General features: G+C 50.6%; 20 protein-coding genes. 12 read left to right on the top strand and 8 right to left on the bottom strand.

What is annotated here, in order from left to right:
* Window positions 1-1,929, bottom strand: a complete 1,929-nt coding sequence (gene thrS, locus SFA31_RS14055) for a threonine--tRNA ligase (protein WP_322838540.1) — start codon at window positions 1,927-1,929, stop codon at window positions 1-3.
* A gap of 853 nt (window positions 1,930-2,782) precedes the next feature.
* Complete coding sequence (locus tag SFA31_RS14050) at window positions 2,783-3,223, bottom strand: cupin domain-containing protein (protein ID WP_322838539.1); 441 nt, start codon at window positions 3,221-3,223, stop codon at window positions 2,783-2,785.
* 798 nt (window positions 3,224-4,021) lie between these two features.
* Between SFA31_RS14050 and SFA31_RS14045 the strand changes: the two genes are divergently transcribed.
* Entirely contained in the window at window positions 4,022-4,882 is an 861-nt protein-coding gene (locus tag SFA31_RS14045) for a fructosamine kinase family protein (RefSeq protein ID WP_322838538.1), read from the top strand.
* A gap of 249 nt (window positions 4,883-5,131) precedes the next feature.
* Here SFA31_RS14045 and SFA31_RS14040 read toward each other — a convergent pair whose 3' ends face one another.
* Window positions 5,132-5,668 carry a YniB family protein gene (locus tag SFA31_RS14040; RefSeq protein ID WP_322838537.1) on the bottom strand — a complete coding sequence of 179 codons (537 nt, stop codon included), beginning with the start codon at window positions 5,666-5,668 and terminating at the stop codon, window positions 5,132-5,134.
* 160 nt (window positions 5,669-5,828) lie between these two features.
* Between SFA31_RS14040 and hxpB the strand changes: the two genes are divergently transcribed.
* From hxpB to SFA31_RS14025, 3 genes are all read left to right on the top strand, one after another.
* Complete coding sequence (gene hxpB / locus SFA31_RS14035; RefSeq protein WP_322838536.1) at window positions 5,829-6,506, top strand: hexitol phosphatase HxpB; 678 nt, start codon at window positions 5,829-5,831, stop codon at window positions 6,504-6,506.
* 146 nt (window positions 6,507-6,652) lie between these two features.
* Window positions 6,653-7,240 (top strand): metal-dependent hydrolase, encoded by a 588-nt coding sequence (locus SFA31_RS14030; protein WP_322838535.1) that lies wholly within the window; start codon window positions 6,653-6,655, stop codon window positions 7,238-7,240.
* A gap of 135 nt (window positions 7,241-7,375) precedes the next feature.
* Window positions 7,376-8,767, top strand: coding sequence for an L-cystine transporter (locus SFA31_RS14025; protein ID WP_322838534.1), 1,392 nt, complete (start codon window positions 7,376-7,378; stop codon window positions 8,765-8,767).
* A 509-nt stretch (window positions 8,768-9,276) separates the two neighbouring features.
* On the opposite strand, the gene cedA is transcribed toward SFA31_RS14025, so the two are convergent.
* The gene (gene cedA / locus SFA31_RS14020) at window positions 9,277-9,510 is read right to left on the bottom strand and encodes a cell division activator CedA (protein ID WP_322838533.1); all 234 of its coding nucleotides are present in this window, start codon (window positions 9,508-9,510) and stop codon (window positions 9,277-9,279) included.
* Between the two features lie 346 nt (window positions 9,511-9,856).
* Between cedA and SFA31_RS14015 the strand changes: the two genes are divergently transcribed.
* The gene (locus SFA31_RS14015) at window positions 9,857-10,690 is read left to right on the top strand and encodes a methyltransferase domain-containing protein (protein WP_322838532.1); all 834 of its coding nucleotides are present in this window, start codon (window positions 9,857-9,859) and stop codon (window positions 10,688-10,690) included.
* A 312-nt stretch (window positions 10,691-11,002) separates the two neighbouring features.
* Here the strand turns inward: SFA31_RS14015 and osmE are convergent, their stop codons facing one another.
* The gene (osmE, locus tag SFA31_RS14010) at window positions 11,003-11,350 is read right to left on the bottom strand and encodes an osmotically-inducible lipoprotein OsmE (protein WP_322838531.1); all 348 of its coding nucleotides are present in this window, start codon (window positions 11,348-11,350) and stop codon (window positions 11,003-11,005) included.
* 308 nt (window positions 11,351-11,658) lie between these two features.
* Between osmE and nadE the strand changes: the two genes are divergently transcribed.
* Both nadE and yddG read left to right on the top strand, forming a co-directional pair.
* On the top strand, window positions 11,659-12,486 hold the full coding sequence (gene nadE, locus SFA31_RS14005; RefSeq protein ID WP_322838530.1) for an ammonia-dependent NAD(+) synthetase: 828 nt from the start codon (window positions 11,659-11,661) through the stop codon (window positions 12,484-12,486).
* Between the two features lie 25 nt (window positions 12,487-12,511).
* Complete coding sequence (yddG, locus tag SFA31_RS14000) at window positions 12,512-13,408, top strand: aromatic amino acid DMT transporter YddG (RefSeq protein WP_322838529.1); 897 nt, start codon at window positions 12,512-12,514, stop codon at window positions 13,406-13,408.
* Window positions 13,409-13,991: 583 nt separating this feature from the next.
* On the opposite strand, the gene spy is transcribed toward yddG, so the two are convergent.
* From spy to SFA31_RS13985, 3 genes are all read right to left on the bottom strand, one after another.
* Entirely contained in the window at window positions 13,992-14,462 is a 471-nt protein-coding gene (spy, locus tag SFA31_RS13995) for an ATP-independent periplasmic protein-refolding chaperone Spy (RefSeq protein ID WP_322838528.1), read from the bottom strand.
* A gap of 592 nt (window positions 14,463-15,054) precedes the next feature.
* Entirely contained in the window at window positions 15,055-16,080 is a 1,026-nt protein-coding gene (astA, locus tag SFA31_RS13990) for an arginine N-succinyltransferase (RefSeq protein ID WP_322838527.1), read from the bottom strand.
* Complete coding sequence (locus tag SFA31_RS13985) at window positions 16,077-16,619, bottom strand: hypothetical protein (RefSeq protein WP_322838526.1); 543 nt, start codon at window positions 16,617-16,619, stop codon at window positions 16,077-16,079. Before SFA31_RS13985 ends, astA begins: the two co-directional genes overlap by 4 nt.
* 366 nt (window positions 16,620-16,985) lie before the next feature.
* On the opposite strand from SFA31_RS13985, the gene xthA reads away from it, so the two are divergent.
* The 5 genes from xthA to SFA31_RS13960 all read left to right on the top strand — a co-directional run bounded on the left by xthA (window position 16,986) and on the right by SFA31_RS13960 (window position 22,010).
* The gene (gene xthA, locus SFA31_RS13980; RefSeq protein WP_322838525.1) at window positions 16,986-17,792 is read left to right on the top strand and encodes an exodeoxyribonuclease III; all 807 of its coding nucleotides are present in this window, start codon (window positions 16,986-16,988) and stop codon (window positions 17,790-17,792) included.
* A 7-nt stretch (window positions 17,793-17,799) separates the two neighbouring features.
* Complete coding sequence (locus SFA31_RS13975; RefSeq protein WP_322838524.1) at window positions 17,800-18,474, top strand: TVP38/TMEM64 family protein; 675 nt, start codon at window positions 17,800-17,802, stop codon at window positions 18,472-18,474.
* An 11-nt stretch (window positions 18,475-18,485) separates the two neighbouring features.
* The gene (locus SFA31_RS13970; RefSeq protein ID WP_322838523.1) at window positions 18,486-19,646 is read left to right on the top strand and encodes an ABC transporter substrate-binding protein; all 1,161 of its coding nucleotides are present in this window, start codon (window positions 18,486-18,488) and stop codon (window positions 19,644-19,646) included.
* Complete coding sequence (locus SFA31_RS13965) at window positions 19,619-21,154, top strand: ABC transporter permease subunit (protein ID WP_322838522.1); 1,536 nt, start codon at window positions 19,619-19,621, stop codon at window positions 21,152-21,154. Before SFA31_RS13970 ends, SFA31_RS13965 begins: the two co-directional genes overlap by 28 nt.
* A 223-nt stretch (window positions 21,155-21,377) precedes the next feature.
* Complete coding sequence (locus tag SFA31_RS13960) at window positions 21,378-22,010, top strand: ATP-binding cassette domain-containing protein (RefSeq protein WP_322838521.1); 633 nt, start codon at window positions 21,378-21,380, stop codon at window positions 22,008-22,010.
* Window positions 22,011-22,027 lie beyond the last annotated feature (17 nt).

Below are 22,027 nucleotides of genomic sequence, written 5' to 3'. Positions count from 1 at the left end.
TTATTCCTCCAGTTGATGAAGACTGCGGCTTCTAATCTCTTGCAGCAGTTTTTCAATAACGTCGTTAACGTCCATACTGCCAAGGTCTTTACCACGGCGAGTACGTACCGCCACTTTGCCAGCTTCGACTTCTTTGTCACCGCAAACCAGCATATAAGGGACACGACGTAAAGTATGCTCGCGGATTTTAAAGCCAATCTTCTCGTTTCTCAAGTCCGCTTTTACGCGGATGCCTGCAGCCTGCAATTTACGCACCAGTTCCTGGACATATTCAGACTGCGAGTCGGTAATATTCATTACCACCGCCTGCACCGGAGCAAGCCACGTTGGGAAGAACCCGGCGAACTCTTCGGTCAAAATACCAATAAAGCGTTCCATGGACCCCAGAATAGCACGGTGAATCATCACCGGCACCTGACGTTCATTATTTTCACCGACATAGGACGCACTCAGGCGCGCCGGAAGCGAGAAATCAAGCTGTACGGTACCACATTGCCATGCTCTGTCTAAGCAATCGTGGAGCGTAAACTCAATTTTAGGCCCATAGAATGCGCCCTCACCGGGTTGATATTCAAAGGGAATCTCGTTTTCTTTCAGAGCCGCAGCAAGGTCGGTTTCCGCACGATCCCACATTTCGTCAGAGCCAATGCGCTTTTCCGGTCGGGTTGATAACTTCACGACGATTTTTTCAAATCCGAAGGTGCTATACATATCATAGACCATACGGATGCAGCTATTGACTTCATCGCGAACCTGATCTTCGGTACAGAAAATATGCGCATCATCCTGAGTGAACCCGCGCACGCGCATCAGCCCGTGCAAAGCGCCAGAAGGCTCATTACGATGGCAACTGCCAAACTCCGCCATACGCAAAGGAAGATCCCGATAAGATTTTAACCCCTGATTAAAAATTTGTACGTGGCCCGGGCAGTTCATCGGTTTGATGCAATATTCCCGGTTTTCGGAAGACGTAGTAAACATCGCGTCTTTATAATTATCCCAGTGACCGGTTTTTTCCCACAGCACGCGATCCATCATAAATGGACCTTTAACTTCCTGATATTGATACTCTTTCAGTTTAGTGCGCACAAAGGTTTCTAGCTCACGAAAGATAGTCCAGCCGTCATTGTGCCAAAAGACCATTCCCGGCGCTTCTTCCTGCATGTGGTAAAGATCTAACTGCTTACCAATCTTACGATGATCACGCTTTGACGCCTCTTCCAGGCGCTGTAGATACGCTTTTAACTGTTTTTTATCCGCCCACGCAGTGCCATAAATACGCTGCAGCATTTTATTGTTGCTGTCGCCGCGCCAGTAAGCCCCCGCCGTTTTCATTAATTTAAAATGGTGGCAGAAACGCATATTCGGCACATGAGGCCCGCGGCACATGTCGATATATTCTTCGTGGTGATATAGCCCGGGCTTATCATCATGGCTAATATTTTCATCCAGGATGGCAACTTTATAGATTTCTCCACGTGCGGCAAAAGTTGCACGTGCTTCATCCCAGCTCACTTTTTTCTTTATAACATCGTAATTTTTCTCGGCCAGCTCGTGCATCCGTTTTTCGAGTCGGTCAAGATCTTCCTGCGTCAACGTATGCTCGATATCTACGTCATAGTAAAAACCGTTATCGATTACCGGGCCGATTGCCATTTTGGTATCCGGCCACAGCTGCTTGATGGCGTGACCTAACAAATGAGCGCAAGAGTGGCGAATAATCTCCAGCCCTTCGTCGTCTTTTGCAGTAATAATGGCAAGATTTGCATCCTGCTCAATTAAATCGCAGGCATCGACCAAATCGCCGTTCACGCGCCCGGCAATGCAGGCTTTTCCAAGGCCAGGACCAATATCTGTCGCAATGTCCATAGGGCTAACAGCTTTATCATAAGTACGCTGGCTACCGTCAGGAAGAGTAATAACTGGCATTCATAAATCCTTATTTGCAGTGGTGAGCCACACGCAAGCTCACATACAAAAATGTAAATTCATCTATACCGTTCTCTTGTTACCTCACCAACTATTGCGAGTGCAAACAAAAGAACGCAAAGTCCTTACCTGCGCGCTCTAATAGCACAGGCATCGGAGCACTTTACCACAATACGGTCACGCTGTCGCGCTGACAAAACCTGATATAATTCCGAGCATAGCCTGAAAATTATAATGAATCTCTTTCCAGTCATATCCCACTATTTACTTCACAGTGAATTATATATCGCTTAACGTCACACTCGCTCAAGAAATTAACTCGTGAATTTCACCAATACGTAGTTATAGAACCAACTTTATTATTCCAGTCGCTACGCTCCGGTGACCGAATGTCGACAATCATTGTGCTTAAATACAAACTTCACGCTAAATAAAATAGCCCCTCTGAAAATATTAATCATGTCAGACATAGAGTTAAAAAACCATCTATAGCAAGTTACCAAATGGTGAGCTAATCTTACCACAGCCTTTATCCTGAGGAATACCAGCCTTGTTCTATTCACTCCCTTTCTACAGCCGATATTTTAATTACTCCAGCATCCATAAATTCCACTTCAAACAACATAGCGATACTTCGATGAAGTAATAAAAAATAATAGTCGTCCGCAGAAAGCCAATTAAAGCAGAGTTTAAACCCGTAGGCAATTTAATCACCGTTAATACTCTAAATTTTCGTGTGCGTCAGGCCTGAAAACGTATTGCATTAAACTCACTTGTCAAAAGCGCCGGGAGAACCCGCTTTTAATCCCCAACGCTCATTTAACGATTTATAAATATTGTCCAATATTTAATGCTAGTTGGCCGGTGTGGACAAAGGAATTCCCTTCTTGCCCGCATAAAACACTATCAGTGTAGCCCCTGATGCTCCGCTGTAGCCACGGTGAGCGCTGTCAACCATTTCAGGAAGCACTTCACCAGACTGTAATGTTTTTCTCTCACCCGTTGCCTTTTTTTCAACGGTAAGCGTTCCATTTTGCACATAGGCCGCATTGGGAATGGCATGCTGATGCCAACTAAGACTTGAGTTAGGTGGTATTGTAATTTTCAACACCGACAGTTGCGGGGTGCCATCCGGATAGGTTTTATATAATGTGCCATCCCATGATGACTCCGTTTCAAGAAGTTTCTCGACCGTCGCTGGCGCACTATCTGTACGCTGAGCAAATGTACCCGATGAAAGCAAAAATAAACTAACGGCCGTACAGACAGACAAATATTGTGTAGTCAAACGCATACTCACTCCATAGATAGTTAAAACAAATTTACCCACCAGAAATTAACCGCATGCATAGCCCGAAACACAATCATTTTTTATAAAAAACCATCTTCCTACTATTTTTATCTTATAAAAGCATCACATTCCTTCAGTTGCCTTAATAACGCACTCATGAAAATATTTTAATGGTATTGGCGAAAAATCGCTCAGTTAAATTGAAGCCCATTATAAACATACCAACCAGAAAGTATCCGCAACAAAACGCTCAGTCAGAAATCAATTCTCCTGCCGCCTTATGTCATTAACAATCTATGAGTTCCATAGAGTCTTACTCAGATTAAAAATAGATGAAACATAATCAATTAAGACAGAGCATTTCATTATATCCATCCTGCTGGAATGAAAACGTTATTCAACTACAACTCCACAACTTATCCCTCACGCTACGAAAAAATACAAATACTCATCCCCTATAATAACTTTAAAATAGCGACAGTAATAATAGTCTCGTTGGCTAGGTGCTTAACCTCGGGATAAATAATTGCTAATCACAGATATACTGCCGCATAACCCAGGGGCATTACCAGGGAGCGGCTGCCTATATAATGATGCGCGTTATCGTTTACTCCATATTTGCAGGATAGTTCGCTCTATATGACCCACCAATCTCTTCCTCCCGGATGATACTGGCATCCATACTCAATAGCAGCAGCCTGCAGAGGGAATCGCTATCTAAGGTTGTGAGCTAACGCGTAGCCTTACGGCGAACTTTCACGTTAAGCTGATGATTACTTGATTTCCGCTGGAGCAATCGCGATGTGGCAGACAATTCATAACCTGTTATGTGAACAGTTCGGCGACGGTCAAATCACACAGCGCGTTGCGCTGCCCGGCGGAGAAATCCATGCCGCGTGGAAAATCACTTTTGCAGGCCGGCCTATCTTTATAAAGAGCGATGATCGAGAGATGCTTTCATGCTTTACCGAGGAAGCGGATCAGCTTGCGCTGTTAGCACGCAGCGCGAGCGTATGCGTGCCTGGCGTACTGGGCACGGGAAGCGCCCGAGACGCCAGTTTTTTGCTTCTCGACTATTTCCCCCCGCGCCCGCTGGATGCACCCAATGCTTTCTTATTTGGTCAGCAACTTGCCCAATTGCATCAGTGGAGCGAACAACCGCAATTTGGGCTGGATTTTGATAATCATATTGCAACCGTACCGCAGCCAAACGGCTGGCAGCGGCGCTGGGCAGCCTTTTTTGCCGAACAGCGTATCGGCTGGCAACTCGAACTGGCCGCGGAAAAAGGGCTTACCTATGGTGATATTGACGCGATTGTTGAAGAGATCCAACAGCGCCTGAGCGGACACCAGCCTCAGCCCTCGTTGTTGCATGGGGATTTGTGGTCAGGAAACTGCGCACTCGGGCCAAAAGGCCCGTTTATATTCGATCCGGCCTGCTACTGGGGCGACCGTGAGTGTGATTTAGCAATGTTACCGCTACACGAAGCGTTATCTTCTCAAATTTATAATGGATATCAAACCGTCTCGCCTCTCCCCGCCGGTTACCTCTCCCGGCAGTCGATTTATCGCCTCTACACACTTTTAAACCGGGCAACACTGTTTGGCGGCGACCATTTGCTTATTGCCCAGCAAACTCTGGATAAGGTGCTATCAACCTGACGGCCATTGATGAAAAAGTAGAGGCGTATGATAACCCTATATACGCCCTGGGCACTTAAATTCTGCGCTTGCAGTGCCCAGGCCGGAAGATACGTATCGCTTCCTGTGGATTCACAGCCGCTATAATTTGCGGCTATGGCGTGGCTATACCATTCATTCAGGCTGCATAATATTACGGGTATCAACTATCTGAATTTTATTTCAGCGATATAAATACATCGTGGGCGCCATGCGGCGCCCCACGTTAATTCACAGAAAACCCAGCAAACTAAAAAAGAAATAGCCCAAAATAATTAATACAATCGGCAAGATATAAAGTGGAAAAAATTGAACCAAAATAGTGTGGCGCGGAACCGCTATACGCGCGATGAGCTGTTCGCGGGTGAGCCCCTCGGCCCCCTTCGCCTGTTCAAGAATAAGTTGGTCGGCCACCCCTTCCCGCAGAAACCGAACCTGGCGCGACATACGCGCTCCGCTGGCCTGCAGCGCCAGCCCAACAAAAATAAGGATATAAATCACCCAAAAAAGCAGATTCAGGCCATGGTGAAACTCTGGCTGCAGCGAATGCTGCCAAAAAACATTTAAAAAAGGCGTGTTAAATTTCACCATTTCAATCATCACATGCGCAAAATCCATTAATACCGCATCAATACCCGGTTTCTTTTCACTGTGTTGATACATAAATTTCAGTAGCGAAACCAATGTCGATATCAGCGCCGGTATAAAAATCACCCACCCTGCAATTCGTTTAATAATGGCAATGCGTCCCGCTTGTTGGTACGTCATATTCTCCCCTTTTGCTACTGACGCGCTATAAAGCGTTAAGTCTACCTTCTCCCTGTATTTTTCGCCTGGTTTTTGCGTTTCGCCCGCCAAAAGGCTGGCATATACGCTTAATCCAGGCTATTGATAATGGCTTCTTTTTACAGGCACAGCAGGAGTAAGAATGGCAGGTCAGCAACAGGTCGTCACCGCGGCAATCTTTGACATGGACGGGCTACTTATCGATTCCGAACCCCTTTGGGATCGCGCAGAGCTGGAAGTCATGGCCAGTCTGGGCGTCGATATTACCCGCCGCAATGAGTTACCGGATACGCTGGGGCTGCGCATCGATTTGGTCGTTGATCTATGGTTTTCTCAGCAACCCTGGCAAAGGGTTTCATGCGCACAGGCAACCCAGCGCATTATTGCACGCGCTATCGCGCTGGTTGAAGAAGAGCGACCGCTGCTTCCCGGCGTTAAAGAGGCTATTGCGCTATGCCAGGCGCAGGGAATGAAAATAGGCCTAGCATCGGCCTCTCCGCTGCATATGCTGGAAAAAGTACTCACGCTTTTTAATTTGCGCGACAGCTTCGATACTCTTGCTTCGGCAGAACACCTTCCGTGCAGTAAACCTCATCCTCAGGTCTATTTAAACGCGGCGGCCCAGCTTGGCGTCGATCCCCTGCGTTGCGTCACTTTTGAGGATTCAGTTAACGGCATGATAGCGACCAAGGCCGCCCGGATGCGCTCAATTGTTGTGCCTGCGATTGAAAACCGAAACGACGCGCGCTGGGCGCTGGCAGATGAAAAACTGCACAGCCTGACCGAACTACGCGCCTGGCATATGCAACCCACTGCGTAAATACTTTGGCGGCAGCGCAATTTGTCGCCATTCCCCCCCTGCCACCTAAAATTTCTCCCTAAAATCTTAACGTGACATTGTCACACTCTTTATTCCCGCCGCCGATTATCTTATACTGGATATATTACCAGTAAGCAGGTTAAATCATGACGGCGGAAGGTCATCTACTCTTTGCAATATCCAGTGCGGTATTTGCTAAAAACGCGGCACTAACCCCCATATTGGCCCGCGGAGACTGGTGGCATATTCTGTCAGCAGCGGTACTTTCCTGCCTGCTTCCGGATATCGATCATCCGAAATCATTTTTAGGGCAGCGCATTCCGTGGCTCTCTCATCCAATAGCGCGCGCGTTCGGCCACCGGGGATTTACCCATAGCCTACTCGCGGTCTTTGCCGCACTGACCCTGTGCTACCTTAAAGTTCCTGATAGCTGGCTACTGCCCGCGGATGCGCTTCAGGGGTTAGTCCTGGGCTATCTCAGCCATATTGCCGCCGACATGCTTACGCCCGCAGGCGTACCGTTACTGTGGCCCTGTCGCTGGCGCTTTCGCCTGCCCGTCATTGCCCCGCGCGGTGGAAATTTGATTGAACGTTGCATTAGCGCTGCGTTACTGGCATTTGCTCTCTGGATGCCCGCCTCGCTTTCAGAAAAGGGAGTCATCCACTGGTCAACGCTGGCGATTGCTCAGCTACAGGTGCGCTTTACCCATTTGATTGATACGCACTCTTTTTGACCGCCGCCTTAATCCAAAATGGAATAAAGCATTCCTTTTGAATATAAGTTGGCATATACCAATTCTGTTAAGCTTGTCACATATAAAGGTCGTTTGAATCAGGCCTGTACAACAAAGTAATCGGGAGTGTCGGGGATGAATTTTCCATTAATCGCGAATGTCGTGGTATTCGCTATCCTGCTGTTGGTCCTGGCACGGATGCATCGCCGCCAATGGAGTCTGGCTAAAAAAGTGTTAGTCGGGCTTGGTTTTGGCGTCGTATTTGGCCTGGCGTTACAGCTTATTTATGGGGCCGGTAATAGTACGCTTAAAACATCAGTTACTTGGTTTGATATCGTTGGCAACGGCTATGTACAACTTTTACAGATGATTGTCATGCCGCTGGTATTCGCCTGCATTCTGAGCGCAGTAGCTCGCCTGCATAATGCATCTTCGCTGGGTAAAATCAGCGTTCTCACCATTGGCACACTACTATTTACTACGCTGATTGCGGCGCTGGTAGGCGTACTGGTAACCAATCTTTTTGGCCTAACCGCTGAAGGGCTGGTACAGGGCGGCGCTGAGAGTGCGCGTCTTAACACCTTACAGACACAGTATGTCGGTAAAGTAGCGGACTTAACGGTGCCACAGCTAATTCTTTCTTTCATTCCTAAAAATCCGTTCGCTGACTTAACCGGCGGCAGCCCGACGTCCATTATTAGCGTTGTCATCTTCGCAGCCTTTTTAGGCGTCGCCGCGCTGAAGTTACTCAAAGACGACGTCGCCAAAGGTGAACGCGTTCTGCTGGCTATTGATACTCTGCAAAGCTGGGTAATGAAATTGGTGCGGCTCGTCATGCAGCTTACGCCGTATGGCGTGCTGGCGTTAATGACTAAGGTAGTTGCTGAATCTAACCTACATGAAATTATCAAACTCGGCGGCTTTGTGGTTGCGTCTTACCTTGGGCTTGCCATTATGTTCGCCGTGCATGCGCTGCTATTATCGCTGGTTGGTGTAAACCCAACTCATTATTTCCGTAAGGTATGGCCTGTGCTGACCTTTGCGTTTACCAGCCGCTCCAGCGCCGCCAGCATTCCATTAAATGTCGAGGCGCAAACCCAACGTCTGGGCGTGCCTGAATCAATCGCCAGTTTTTCTTCTTCATTTGGCGCAACTATCGGGCAAAACGGCTGTGCAGGGCTTTATCCTGCCATGCTGGCCGTGATGGTAGCTCCAACGGTAGGTATTAACCCATTAGATCCCGTATGGATAGCAACGCTGGTTGGCATCGTCACCGTTAGTTCTGCCGGCGTTGCCGGCGTCGGCGGCGGAGCGACCTTTGCCGCGCTGATTGTGTTACCCGCAATGGGGCTACCGGTGACGCTTGTCGCGCTGCTGATCTCCGTTGAACCGCTAATAGATATGGGTCGCACCGCGCTTAATGTCAACGGCGCGATGACCGCAGGGACCATCACCAGCCAGTTATTACGCCAGACTGATAAAGAGCGGCTTCACAGTAACGATGAAGTTGAACTCGCCCATCGTTAACGGCGGGTTAGGTAAAAACGGGCACGAATATGCCCGTTTTTTTACTGTCTAAAATTGTGCCCGTGAACAGAGCACACTATAGAATCTAGCCCGCTGAATAGTTTTGATTTAAAACGCGCTAAAACGGCGTGTCTTCCTGCCCATCTCCATCATAATATTCATATTCCGGAAAGCCACGCATCTGTGCGCGGGAAACCATTCGTTCGCGCCAGGTCCTAATGAATCGATTATCCCGATGCGGGTTAATCTAACTTTTTGTTAATCTTAATAAAGAAAATTTTCATGTTAAATAGCCACACTCTCGGTAGCCAACCCGACTTCAGGCTACCGAAGCCATGAAAGTGGATTCTTATTATTTCCGGAGCAGCTTATTAGCACAGACTGGAAAATTATCCATTATTGGCGCTGTTCCGTTCAACAATATCGGAATAATACCTGATACGGCCTAATGCAAAAGCCGATGTTAATTACGGTTACCTGGCGTGATATCGGGCGGCATCGTGTTTACGTTAAATCTCAGCGTCCTGCCGCACCTGATCGGCCCAGCGCTGAGCGGCCTGGGGAACATCAAAGCGTGGAGAACGGCAAAACCGGTTATCCAGCAACACAAAGGCGACAAACTTTCCGCGCAGCGCCCATACATCACGGAACTCATCCAGCCGGCGGGCATGCTCCGGCGGTGCCGGCTCTACGCGCGGCGTGTAGGTAACGATATCCCGGTTGCGCTGTCGCAATGTTTTCATAAATAATATCAATCCCCAGCAGGTTAACGCTCTGCTTATAATACCGGAATCTCCGGGACTCCGTCGCGCTTCCGTTGCTATAAAATCTGATCTCTATTCCCACAAAATAATGGCGTAATGCACATATGCACAGCGCGTGTAGCGCTGAGGGCCGGGTACCACGAGCAAATCGTCCAGATTTCCATATGCACCAAGCGAGCTCTGGGTGTTAAGCGGGACATTGCTTTGCCTGATTGCGCTATCAGGAAACAACACCCGAAAATAGAGAGATATTCAATCGATAGTTATCCCAACGGGTTCGCTACCCTTTACGGTGACATAAACCGATACGGCATCCATAAAGCTGATGAAAAACGACGAATGTATTATTTGTAATACTAAAACAATGCCTTATTTTAATAAGGAACGATACAACATTCCCAATGCGGAAGAACTCACCCGCGAACTGGTTCCGGTAGAATTTCACCGCTGTCCTTGCTGTGGATTTGTAATTTCAAAAACCCATCAAAACCTGACCGCAGCGCAATGGGGAGAAATAAACAGCGATTTTCATCATGATAATGAAAATAACGATCGTAAAAACCTGGGTTTTAATCAACCCCCATTTGTCGAGCAGGCATTTATGATTGAGCTGCTGGCGCGAAATAATCTTATTGATGATAGCGCCATTCTCGATTATGCCTCTGGTTATGGCAGACTCAGCCATATACTAAAAAAATATTATGGTCGTGAAATTAAATGTTACGACAAATACATTAAAAGCCTAGAACAACACTATATTGATGACCTCAAAGCGGGATCGTGGTCGCTGGTAATCAACTCCGCTATGTTTGAACATATACTTACCCGCAGAGATCTGGATGCCGTTAACGAACTTATTGCTCACAGCGGCGCGCTTTTCGTTCACACGGTGATAGTTGAAGAGGTTCCGCAGGATCCCAATTGGTTTTATCTCGACATTCCCGTACACACTGCCGTGCATACGAATAAAAGCATGAGTTTACTTATGGAGCAATGGGGATTCAACTCATCAATCTATAGCCCGAAAAGCAAATCATGGGTGCTATTACGTCAGAATTATGAAGACATCAAACCTATTGTAGAGAGCATTAACCGTGAACTACAAACATCCTGGCTTTGGGGTAAGCAGGGGTTTATGGATTACTGGAAAACGTGCTAAACCGCGGTGATAAAAATCTTCACGATCGGCCATGCGCTTAATTAGGGCATTGAAGAAATAAACGATGGGAAATACAGACGTTTATTAAATAAGTCTGCGCAGATAATAACTGGCATATTGGCTGGCGAAAATCATTTATCTATGCAAGATAGGGAAAATTACACCAGTAACTCACTGAGCATATTGAAAAGCACCTCTGAAAGAATATAACCTAAACCCCACTTATCTACATTCCCGCCTTATTTTTCAATAAAGCGGGAATTATTATAGCAGCGACTATTTTGACTCTCTGTCACTGGTAATCATATTTCATCAAAATACTTTCTTTTGCGGAGTTTGCGGGTCAGTATCGTATTCCGCACAGGTTTGATAACCTGAATTTACTACGTGGCCGGTATCATCCAGCGCGACAAAATAGGTCTCAATTTTCTGGCCACGCTGCCCCAGAATATAGGTCTGGCAGGTACCACGCGCATGAACCATCGATACTTCAGAGGAAGGTTGACCGGCAATCTGGCGCACTTGCTCACGCGTCATACCTTTTTTCACATCTTTCACTACAGGCTGGGTAAATTGATCTTTGGTACGATCATATGCGGTACATCCTGCCAGCATAGTCAGTACTGCCGCTGTAGCCATCACTCCTGCGAACTTATTCATTTTTTATCCTCATGTTATCTCAGCGATCGCTTATAGCCTGGAATATAATTCAGGTTTTTTCAAGCTGTTAACAACGCTTATATGCTGATATCCGCTGCCAGTATTCAGTATATAGGGTATATATTTGGCGATAGTTCCGCTAAAAATCCCGGGCGTGGAGCAGAAAAATAAAAATCAGCGAACGGTGTTATTTCTATTTTCATTACCCACAGACACAGGGTGCAACTTGTTGTTTTCCGCAGCCCAGGGTACTTTAAAACCCATTGTTATCCGCCCATTGCGGGCACCCGAATCATATGGAGACATGCATGTCCCTTCAGCGCGAAATAATTCAGGCATTAGGCGTACAGCCGGTTATCAACGCTCAGCAAGAGATTCGCCGCAGCGTCGATTTTTTAAAGCAATATTTACAGCGCTATCCATTCTTAAAAACGCTGGTATTAGGCATTAGCGGAGGCCAGGACTCCACGCTTGCGGGGAAATTATGCCAACAGGCCATCGCGGAGCTGCGTACAGAAACCGGCAATGCCGACTATCAGTTTATTGCCGTGCGCCTGCCGTTTGGCGTGCAGGCGGATGAGCAAGACTGCCAGGACGCCATCGCCTTCATTCAACCCGACCGCGTGCTCAGCGTTAATATTAAACCCGCGGTGCTGGCCAGCGAAGAGTCGCTGCGCGAAGCTGGTGTAATAATGAGTGATTTCGTGCGCGGCAATGAAAAAGCGCGTGAACGAATGAAGGTCCAGTACAGCATTGCCGGCATGACGCATGGCGTTGTGGTTGGCACCGATCACGCCGCCGAGGCGCTTACCGGTTTCTTCACTAAATATGGCGACGGTGGCACGGACATCAACCCGCTGTATCGTTTAAATAAGCGTCAGGGGAAACAATTACTGGAGCAGCTCGGATGCCCGGAGCATCTCTACAATAAGGCACCTACGGCAGACCTGGAAGACGATCGCCCCGCCCTTCCTGACGAAGCGGCGCTTGGCGTCAGCTATACGGCGATAGATGATTATCTGGAAGGTAAATCTCTGGACGCAGCGACCAGCGGCGTCATTGAAAACTGGTATCGGAAAACAGAACATAAGCGCCGCCCTCCCATTACCGTTTTTGATGACTTCTGGAAAGTCTGACCGTGGCACCCTTTGGTAAACGGTAATGAATACAGCCGCATCCGCGCGCGCCACGCTGACGGGCATTATCGCCATATTACTCTGGAGCACATCGGTCGGCCTGCTGCGCAGCCTCGCTGAGCACTTCGGTCCACTACTCAGCGCCGCATTAGTGTATAGTACCAGCGCCCTCTTTCTTTGCTTGAGCCGCGGCCTGCCGAGGCTGCGTGCATTCTCCCGCCGCTACCTTATTATCGGCGGCGCGCTGTTTATTAGCTACGAAACCGCACTGGCATTAGCAATAGGCCTGGCTCATAGCCGATCTCAGTCGCTAGAACTTGGCATGATTAATTATCTTTGGCCAAGTCTGACGGTAGTAATGGCGCTCTGGATTAACGCCCAGCGCTATTCATGGTTGCTTTGGCCCGGGTTATTACTGGCGCTGGCCGGGGTTCTGCGCGTACTGGGCGGCGACAACGGATTTTCTTTATCCGGTCTGTGGCAAAACGTGCAGGATAACCCTGTCGCCTATCTTTTGGCGCTCTGTGCCGCCATAGTTTGGGCCCTCTACTGTAATTTGACCCGCCGCTGGGCCAAAGGGCAAAACGCCGTCTCGCTCTTTTTCTGTCTGACCGCGCTTACACTGTGGTGCGCAGTGCTTTGGCAAGCGCCAAACATTCCGCACCCGGCTTTTACCTTCACCTCTACCTTACAGTTACTGTTTATGGGGCTATCAACTGCTCTGGCCTACTCCGCCTGGAATCATGGCATCCAGCAAGGCAATATGACGCTTCTGGCCACCGCCTCTTACTTTACTCCGGTGCTGTCTGCACTGGCCTCCAGCTTATGGTTACAATTAACGCCCGGCTTTGCCTTCTGGCAAGGCGTGTGCCTGGTTGTCGCAGGCTCGCTGCTCTGCTGGAGGGGTACGCAAATGCGCTAACCGGGCTAACCTTTCTCATGAAATGGTAGTTTGGGTAGTTTGGGCAGTTTGGGCAGTTTGGGCAGTTTGGGCAGTTTGGGCAGTTTGGGCAGTTTGGGCAGTTTGAGCAGTTTGAGCAGCGTATGGTGACTATCTCAAATAATCGGCATAAACCTTCATTAATCCGCGAGCATTTAAAAATGCCCGCCGCTTACGGCCTCACCGAGATTTGGCATAAATAAGAACAACTGTATTAAAAGCGGGGCGGCCAGTGTTTATTCTCCGGAACTCACCGCTGTAGGGGTGCAATACCAGTATTTTTAAGTCACTTGTTTATTGTCGGTAACTCTTTTAGAAAGAATTAATATATTCACTGACAGAAGAAACTGCGGAAACAAATAGCACATTATTCTAATAACTGAAATGCGTTGAATGGACTCAAAGAAACGTCACCTTTTTATCAGCGCTAAACCGTAAGAATACGGTAGTGTTAACACCTACGTTTTACCCTATAAAAAATATTTTGTAAGCAGTTAAGCTATTCTGGCTTCACGGCAGCAAATTAAAAACCCCCTCCAGTACGGAAGGGGCTACCGGGGAGCGATTAATTAGCAGCTTCGTGCTTTGTATGGGGCTGAGTCATATGCTTAGTAAAATTATCATTGAACTGTTTTTTCTGCTCTGGCGTCAGAATTTCATAAATTTTATGCTGTGTTTCCAGCATAGAAAGCATACGCGCTTTATGCTGAGCGGCATTTTTATCAATAAGCGCTTCCGCTTTTGTGCGATCGAAGCTGTCGCTAATCACGAGATTATGCATTTCGCTACGCTCATTCATGGAAGGCCGCGGCAGGTTCTGACGCTCTGCTTTCATAATATCCTGCACCTGCTGCTTTTGCGCATCGGTAAGATTCAGGTTTTTCAGCATCATACTTCCATGATGACGCGGCCCGTGTTTATGATGCTGCGTTTTCAATACCTGCGTCTCAGAAGTCGAAGTCTGATCGGCATGGGCCAGAGTAACGGTGCCCAGTGACATAGCGGAAGCGATTAACAGTGTAGTAAATTTACGCATATTTTTATCCTTTCAGTGATGCCCGCCAGGCTTCAACATATTGGCGTGAGTTTTGTTTACCCGAAGATATTGCCCCGGACCGGTCACCCAATGCCTTAATGATGAACACCCTTTGTGGGGAATATTCAGCGATGTACTTACATCGCGTTGTCGAAAATAAGTGTACGGCGCAGTGAGTCAATTAATTATAGCGCCCGTAAAGCTGTGAAAGGATAAAAATTAAAAAAGAAGCAATAATGAAGAAAATAAGAATATAGTAGGATTAAATTGCTAAAAAAAATAAAAATAACGCTCACTCTGTAGAAATTATGGAGAGTCTATAATAACCGATAAATAAAATAAAGCGCTGTCACCAGGAATTATCTGTGTTCGCTCAACGTTTTTGTTTTAAATTTTTGCCACCCCCATCCGTCGGTTAAAGTTACTACGGGTTGCCCGCCAGCGCCGCTGTATACTAATCCCACTTCCGGTCGAAAAGGTAACCCAACCACAGGCATCCTCAATCAGTCGTGTCTCACGGTATATCGCTCGCCCCCGCGCCAAAAGTCGCCCGAAAACACGCTCTCACTTCAACCAATGAACAATAATGCTATTACGTTGGTATATTGAGCGGAATAAGGCGCACCCGTTCCCCCGGCTGGCACAATAGCGCCTGCAAATTAGACGCAGCTAACGTCGCGTGATTTTCATCTATTTTTGCATGAGCCAAAATGGCGCGGAAATCCTGCCAGCGCTCATTGGCAACCAGATATAACGGCCATTTACCTTCTGGCAGCCTCCCCGCTCGCACCGTTTTCAATTGGCTATTGCGAACGCTATAAATATCCCGCACGCTGCAGCCCAGCATCGGTCCGCCATCAAAGATATCGATATAACCACCGAATCGAAACCCTTCCTTTTCCAGCATCGCCCGCGCCGGCGCGGTATGCGGATGGACTTGCCCGATAGCCGCCCGTGCATCAGCGGGTAGAAAAGCACTGTAAATAGGATAGCGAGGCATAAGCTGTGCAATAACGTTTTTTTGGCCACTTGCGGATAGATTATCCGCTTGAGTAAAGTCCACCGGGAAAAAATGCCGCCCCACCCCGTTCCAGAAGGGGGAATAGCCCCGATCGTCACTCACGCCGCGCATTTGTGCAACAATCCTCCCATCAAAGATATCCGGAAATGCCGCAATAAAAAGAAAGCGCGCCCTCGATAACAAATAACCGTTTCCGGCTCGCCGCCATTCCGGCGCTAAAAATAGCGTGCATATTTCACTGCTTCCCGCCTGCTCCTGGCACAGTCGTAGAGTCTGCTGCACATTATGTATATTTAGCGCTTCAGAGGTATGGCTAACCGAATCTACCCGATAGTGGTGCCACGGCTCGGTTAACCCCACAGCTGCCTCAATTGCGCTGATACCCGGCACGTGCCCATCCTCAGTATTTTCCAGCACGAAAACGAACCCTTGCTCGCTTCTCGGTACCGCGTGTCTCCACGCCCGCCGCGCCCTGGCTACCCGGGCTCTGAGCGCGTCTTCATCCGCTGGCAGCGATGTCAGACCACTGCCCGTCTTTTCCGCCAGTGCCATCAGCGCCGGGACATCCTTTAACTCAACGGGTCTCATAATTATCATGCGCCGCCTCCGGCGCTTAAGCGCGACATGCTATGAACAATAATCTTTATCGCCCTATTAAGACCCATAAGAACCAAACCGATATGCCACCTCACGGCATTAATATCTAAAGCACCGGGCGAGCGAGCCATTCCCGGAGCGCAGCGGCAGAGGTATCGCATGCATGCGCGTTTCCATCGGGAGAGGCTATTGAATAATTTGGAATGCAGGTGCAGCGCCGTGAAATCGCGACACATGAAAAGGTGGCAAATGCCAGCATTCGGCTTCTCCTTAGCGATTAGCCGCTGGCGACCGCCATCAACCTGAGAATAGGGGCTGTGCGCCTGCGGGCGCCACAATTGCTCTCCGGGCCTTATCAACCAATAGCACCGCACATTATTTGCCCCCTGCATAGCCGCGGCATCGGCCATCGCAATAAATAGTGAGTTTCCCACGGCTATCCCCATTGCACCGGTTTCGCCGAGCGAAGCAAGCCCGACCGCTCTATATATCGGAACAACCCGACGCAGTGGATTCTGAAGAGTCATGGAATAAGCCATCGCGTTCTCCTGCAGGGGAACAGTTAAGCATAGGGTGAAGCACCTGCCCTTTCTGACTGTAGATGGATATTCGACTCCCGGCCAGTGTCAACGCGCCAAACCGTTTCACCGCGACTTTCCATCCGCGTTTTCATCCACATCAAACTGGTAAGCAGCGCTCTGCCGGCGTAGATGGGAGCTTTTGGTGCCCGATAACAGCCAGACAACCTATAAACCATTACCGCTACGCCGCAGCTCTCACTTTTACAGATGCCCCTGCGGAAGTTGCCCTGCCATTGATGCGAAACGCGACGCGCTTTCCAGGCGCAACAAAAGGCGTTTTCTGGTACTATCGCGTCACAATTCAACCGGCACAGTGGCTGCACTATGAAATTCATCTCTTTTAATATCAATGGGCTGCGGGCAAGGCCGCATCAACTGGCAGCCATTGTTGAACAGCATCAGCCTGATGTTATCGGTCTTCAGGAGACGAAAGTCCATGACGATATGTTCCCGCTGGACATCGTCGCCGGGCTGGGCTATCACGTGTTCTATCACGGTCAAAAAGGCCACTACGGCGTGGCGCTGCTCACCAAAGCTGAGCCGCTCATGGTACAGCGCGGCTTCCCAGGCGATGATGCCGATGCCCAGCGCCGGATTATTATGGCGCAGGTGCCTTCCGAGTTTGGCACGCTGACGGTGATTAACGGTTATTTCCCTCAGGGCGAAAGTCGGGATCATCCGACAAAGTTTCCTGCCAAATCTAAATTCTATCAGGATCTGCAACAGTATCTGGATACCCACCTGTCCTGCGATAAACCGGTGCTGATTATGGGTGATATGAACATTAGCCCTACGGATAGCGATATCGGTATCGGCGAAGAAAACCGTAAGCGCTGGCTGCGCACGGGTAAATGTTCTTTTCTGCCCGAAGAGCGCGAATGGATGACGCGCCTTCTTGACTGGGGGCTGGTGGATACATTTCGCAGCGCCCACCCGGAAGAACAAAACCGTTTTTCATGGTTTGATTACCGCTCGAAGGGATTTGATGATAACCGCGGGCTGCGTATCGACCTGCTGTTAGCCAGCCGTGCTCTGGCGCCACACTGCGTTGACACCGGTATTGATTATGCTATCCGCGGCATGGAAAAACCCTCCGACCACGCCCCTATCTGGGCAACGTTTAAAAACTAACCCGCACATGAACAGTAAAAAAATTGGGCTGGCGATAATACTGTTTATCGCCACGGTCGGCGCGCTGGCGCTAATGCCGCCTGGCGCGCTCACGCTGCGGGCACTGCACAATTATCAGGCGCTGCTAACGCAGTGGCTGGCACAGCATCCGTTCAGCGGCCCGGCGCTTTTTTTTGCGATCTATGTAGCGACTATCGCACTTTCTATTCCCATCGCGCTCGTTCTGACGCTGCTGGCCGGGGCCGTTTTCCCCTACTGGCAAAGTGTTCTATTAGTGTCATTTGCCTCTACGCTCGGCTCACTGCTGGCCATGTTAGCCAGCCGTTATCTATTATCCGAGTGGATAATGTCACGCTTTCCTCAGGCCATGGCGGCGGTAAATCGGGGCATAAAAAAAGACGGCGCATTTTATCTGCTGGCACTGCGCCTGACGCCACTATTTCCATTTTTCTTAGTAAACTTACTCGCCGGGTTAACGCGGCTTAGCGCACTTCGTTTCTGGTGGATAAGCCAGCTCGGGATGCTGCCGGCAACGCTAATCTATCTGAACGCGGGCCGGCAGCTGCGCCAGCTTCGCGCTTTAAACGATATCCTTTCACCGGGTATGCTGCTGGCACTGACGCTTATCGGCATTCTGCCACTGGCGTCGCGCTGGTTATTGCGCCGCTTTACGTCTTCATAAGGACAGCCTCCATGCGCACACTCACTTTTGCCTTATTATCAGGGCTACTTATTGGCAGCCATGCGGTGGCTTCCACGGAAAGCTGGACGCAGCTTAAACACGAGGCCAGCGGGCAAACCGTCTGGTTCAATGCCTGGGGCGGCGATCCGGCGGTTAACCGTTATCTGGAATGGGTGCGCGCAGAGGTTGGGCGCCACTATGCAATCGATCTGCGCATTGTACACCTCGCAGATGCGGCAGATGCGGTGCGGCGCATTGGCACTGAAGTTCAGGCTGGCAGGACGCACAATGGCTCTATCGATCTACTGTGGGTGAACGGTGAGAATTTTCACGCTCTGAAAGCGCGTAACCTGGTGACAAAGGGCTGGGCAGAATCGCTTCCCAACTGGCGCTACGTGGATACTCTAAAACCTGTGCGTGAAGATTTTTCGATACCGACCGACGGCGCGGAAGCGCCATGGGGCAGCGCTCAGCTCACTTTTATTGCCCGGCACAGCCAGCTTCCCACCCCACCGACGACGCCAGAGCAATTCCTGACGCTGGCGAAATCACATCCCGGTACAATGACTTATCCACGCCCCCCGGACTTTACCGGTACCGCTTTCCTGGAACAGCTCCTGCTTGCACTGACCGACCAGCCGCAGGCGCTAAAAAAACCGCCTTCGACGGTATCTTTCGCCAGCGTAACGGCGCCGCTGTGGCGCTACCTTGACAGGCTACATCCCTGGTTATGGCGCAAAGGCACAGATTTCCCACCCTCTCCTGCGCGCATGGACACCCTGCTTTCCGCGGGCGCATTGCGAGTATCAATGACATTTAACCCACTGCACGCGCAGCAAAAGCGCCTGACCGGCGATTTACCCGCAGACAGCTACAGCTTTGGTTTTACCGGCGGCATGATTGGCAATATACATTTTGTCACGATACCGTCTAACGCCCGGGCTGCGGCAGGTGCGCAGGTGGTAGCTAATTTTTTATTATCACCCGCAGCCCAGCGCCGCAAAGCGGATCCGGCCTGGTGGGGCGATCCCAGCGTTTTAACAGAAGACGTGCTGCAACCGGCGAATAAAACTGTGCAAGGGACCCACATCGTTCCGGTGCTGGCGGAGCCGCATGCCGCATGGATTAACGCCCTGGAGCAGGAATGGCTGCGCCGTTACGGTACGCATTAGGCCTGCTGGTTTGCTGCGCGATCGGGAGCATTTACGCACCGCTGATCCCGGCGGCTAATCTCCTATTCAGCGCCCTGAGACACCCCGATGCCTGGCTATCACTAAGCCGCGATGTGCAATTTCTTCAGGCGCTGGCGGCAACGCTAACGTCTACGCTGGCAGGCGTCGGCGGTGCGCTGGTAATAACGCTGTGCGCTATCGCTACGCTCTGGCCATCGCGCCGCTGGCGGCGGCTGGTGTCGGCTCTGCCAGTCATGCTCGCCGTTCCCCATATCGCTTTTGCCAGCGGTGTATTACTGCTAGCGGGGGACGGCGGTTGGTTATACCGCCTGCTCCCCTGGCTACCTCCCGTCAGCGATCGCTATGGCATCGGGCTGGGCCTGACTATCGCGATAAAAGAAAGCGCATTTTTGCTTTGGATAGCTTACGCAATCCTGAATGAAGGCCGTCTGGCAGAAAAAGTCATCACTCTGCAATCTCTGGGCTACGGGCGAGGACAGTGCTTTCGGGCACTGGTGCTGCGCGTGGTGGTTCCTTCATTGACGCTGGCGCTCACCGCAACGCTTGCATGGACGCTTTCCACCGTCGATGTCGCGCTAGTGATAGGGCCCGGCAATCCGCCCACGCTGGCGGTGCTTGCCTGGCAGTGGCTCAATCAGGGCGATAGTATAGAGCAGCAGAAAGGCGCGCTTGCCAGCCTACTATTGACGGCGCTGACGGCGTGTCTCATGGCGCTGGGCTGGCTCATCTGGCACCGGCTACGCCATCGCGTATTTACTCCAGACGGCGAGCGGCGCCCTACGCATTATGCGGTAACCGGCAGCCTGCTGGCCTGGAGCATTCCGAGTGCGGGTATCCTGTGCGTTGCGCTGCTGGCTGCCATCGCCAGCGAGGCAGTCCCATCTATGCCAACGGTAATAATCTCGCTAGGGCTGGCGCTCGGCGGCAGCTTCTTTGGCGCCGTTATCTGCCTGCTTTGGCTGGAATGGGGGCTATCGCGTGTGACATGGCTCCTGTATTTACCGCTGGTGCTGCCCGCGCTTCCCCTGGCGGCCGGACAATATCAACTGGCGCTGATAATACAGCAGGATGGAACACTGTTAAGCGTACTCTGGGGGCATTTATTATGGATTATCCCGTGGATGCTCTTTATTCTGTCTCCCGCCTGGCAGGCTATCGATCCCCGGGCGATTACCCTTGCGAGAACCCTTGGCTGGAGCCGGAGCGCAATTTTCCGGCGCGTGAAGTGCCCACAGCTAATAAGACCCATTTTGGCCGCTCTTGGCGTCGGATTCTCCGTTAGCATCGCACAGTATTTGCCGACGCTCTGGCTCGGTGCCGGTCGCGTGGCGACACTTACCAGCGAGGCCGTAGCGCTCAGCAGTAGCGGCATTCCACGTCTGCTGGCCGCGCAGGCGCTGTGGCAGCTTTTACTCCCGGGCGCGTTTTTTTTCCTTATCGCGCTATTGATGCGTATTACCGGGCGCTGGCGTCAGGGGTTACGCTAATGAGAATGAGGGACACACACCCGGCGCGCGCTGCGGCACGCAGAATGGTTTCTGTTGCAGGGCGCGTTTTCAATGACGATAGCAACGGTGGCCGTTAACCCGTCTCCGGATAAAACTCTTGCGCCATACGCGCTATACCCGTCCCGGATAACGCCGGGCCGGGTGTTTTTCTTCAGCATAACGATGATGCCGCCCGTGAAGGCGCTTTTAAGAGGTGCAGTGAATGTTGATGGTTAACGCAATGACGCTGGCGCACCGCGGCGTACCTCTGCTTAATAATGTGAGTTTTTCCGTGGCACCGGGAGAAGTACTGACCCTGACCGGCGCCTCCGGCAGCGGTAAATCAACGCTTTTTAACTGGATGATCGGCGCACTCCCCGATGCTTTTCAGGCCTGCGGCGAGCTGTGGCTCAATGACAGACGTTGTGATAACTCCCCCACAGAACGCCGCGGCATCGGCATCCTGTTTCAGGACCCGCTGTTGTTCGACGCCTGGAGCGTCGGCCAGAATCTAATGATGGCGATACCGGCAGGCGGAACGCGTCATGCGCGCCGGAAACTGGCCGAGCAGGCACTGACGCGCGCCGACCTTGCGGGATTTTATCATCGCGATCCCGCCACGCTTTCCGGTGGACAGCGCGCGCGCGTAAGTTTGCTGCGGGCGCTGCTGGCTCGCCCGCAGGCACTACTTATGGATGAACCGTTCAGCCGGTTGGATGTGCCGCTACGCCGCCAGTTCCGCCGCTGGGTTTATCAGGAACTTCATGACTGCAACATTCCTGCGGTATTGGTTACGCATGACCGGGAAGACTGCCCGCCGGGGGGGCGCTGCCTGGCCCTGGAAACATGGCGTTAGCCCGTTTCAGCGCAAAG

The sequence above is a fragment of the Erwinia sp. HR93 genome (assembly GCF_034555055.1).
GTDB classification, from domain to species: Bacteria; Pseudomonadota; Gammaproteobacteria; order Enterobacterales; family Enterobacteriaceae; genus Apirhabdus; species Apirhabdus apintestini.
This window is presented reverse-complemented; position numbering and strand designations above follow the sequence as displayed.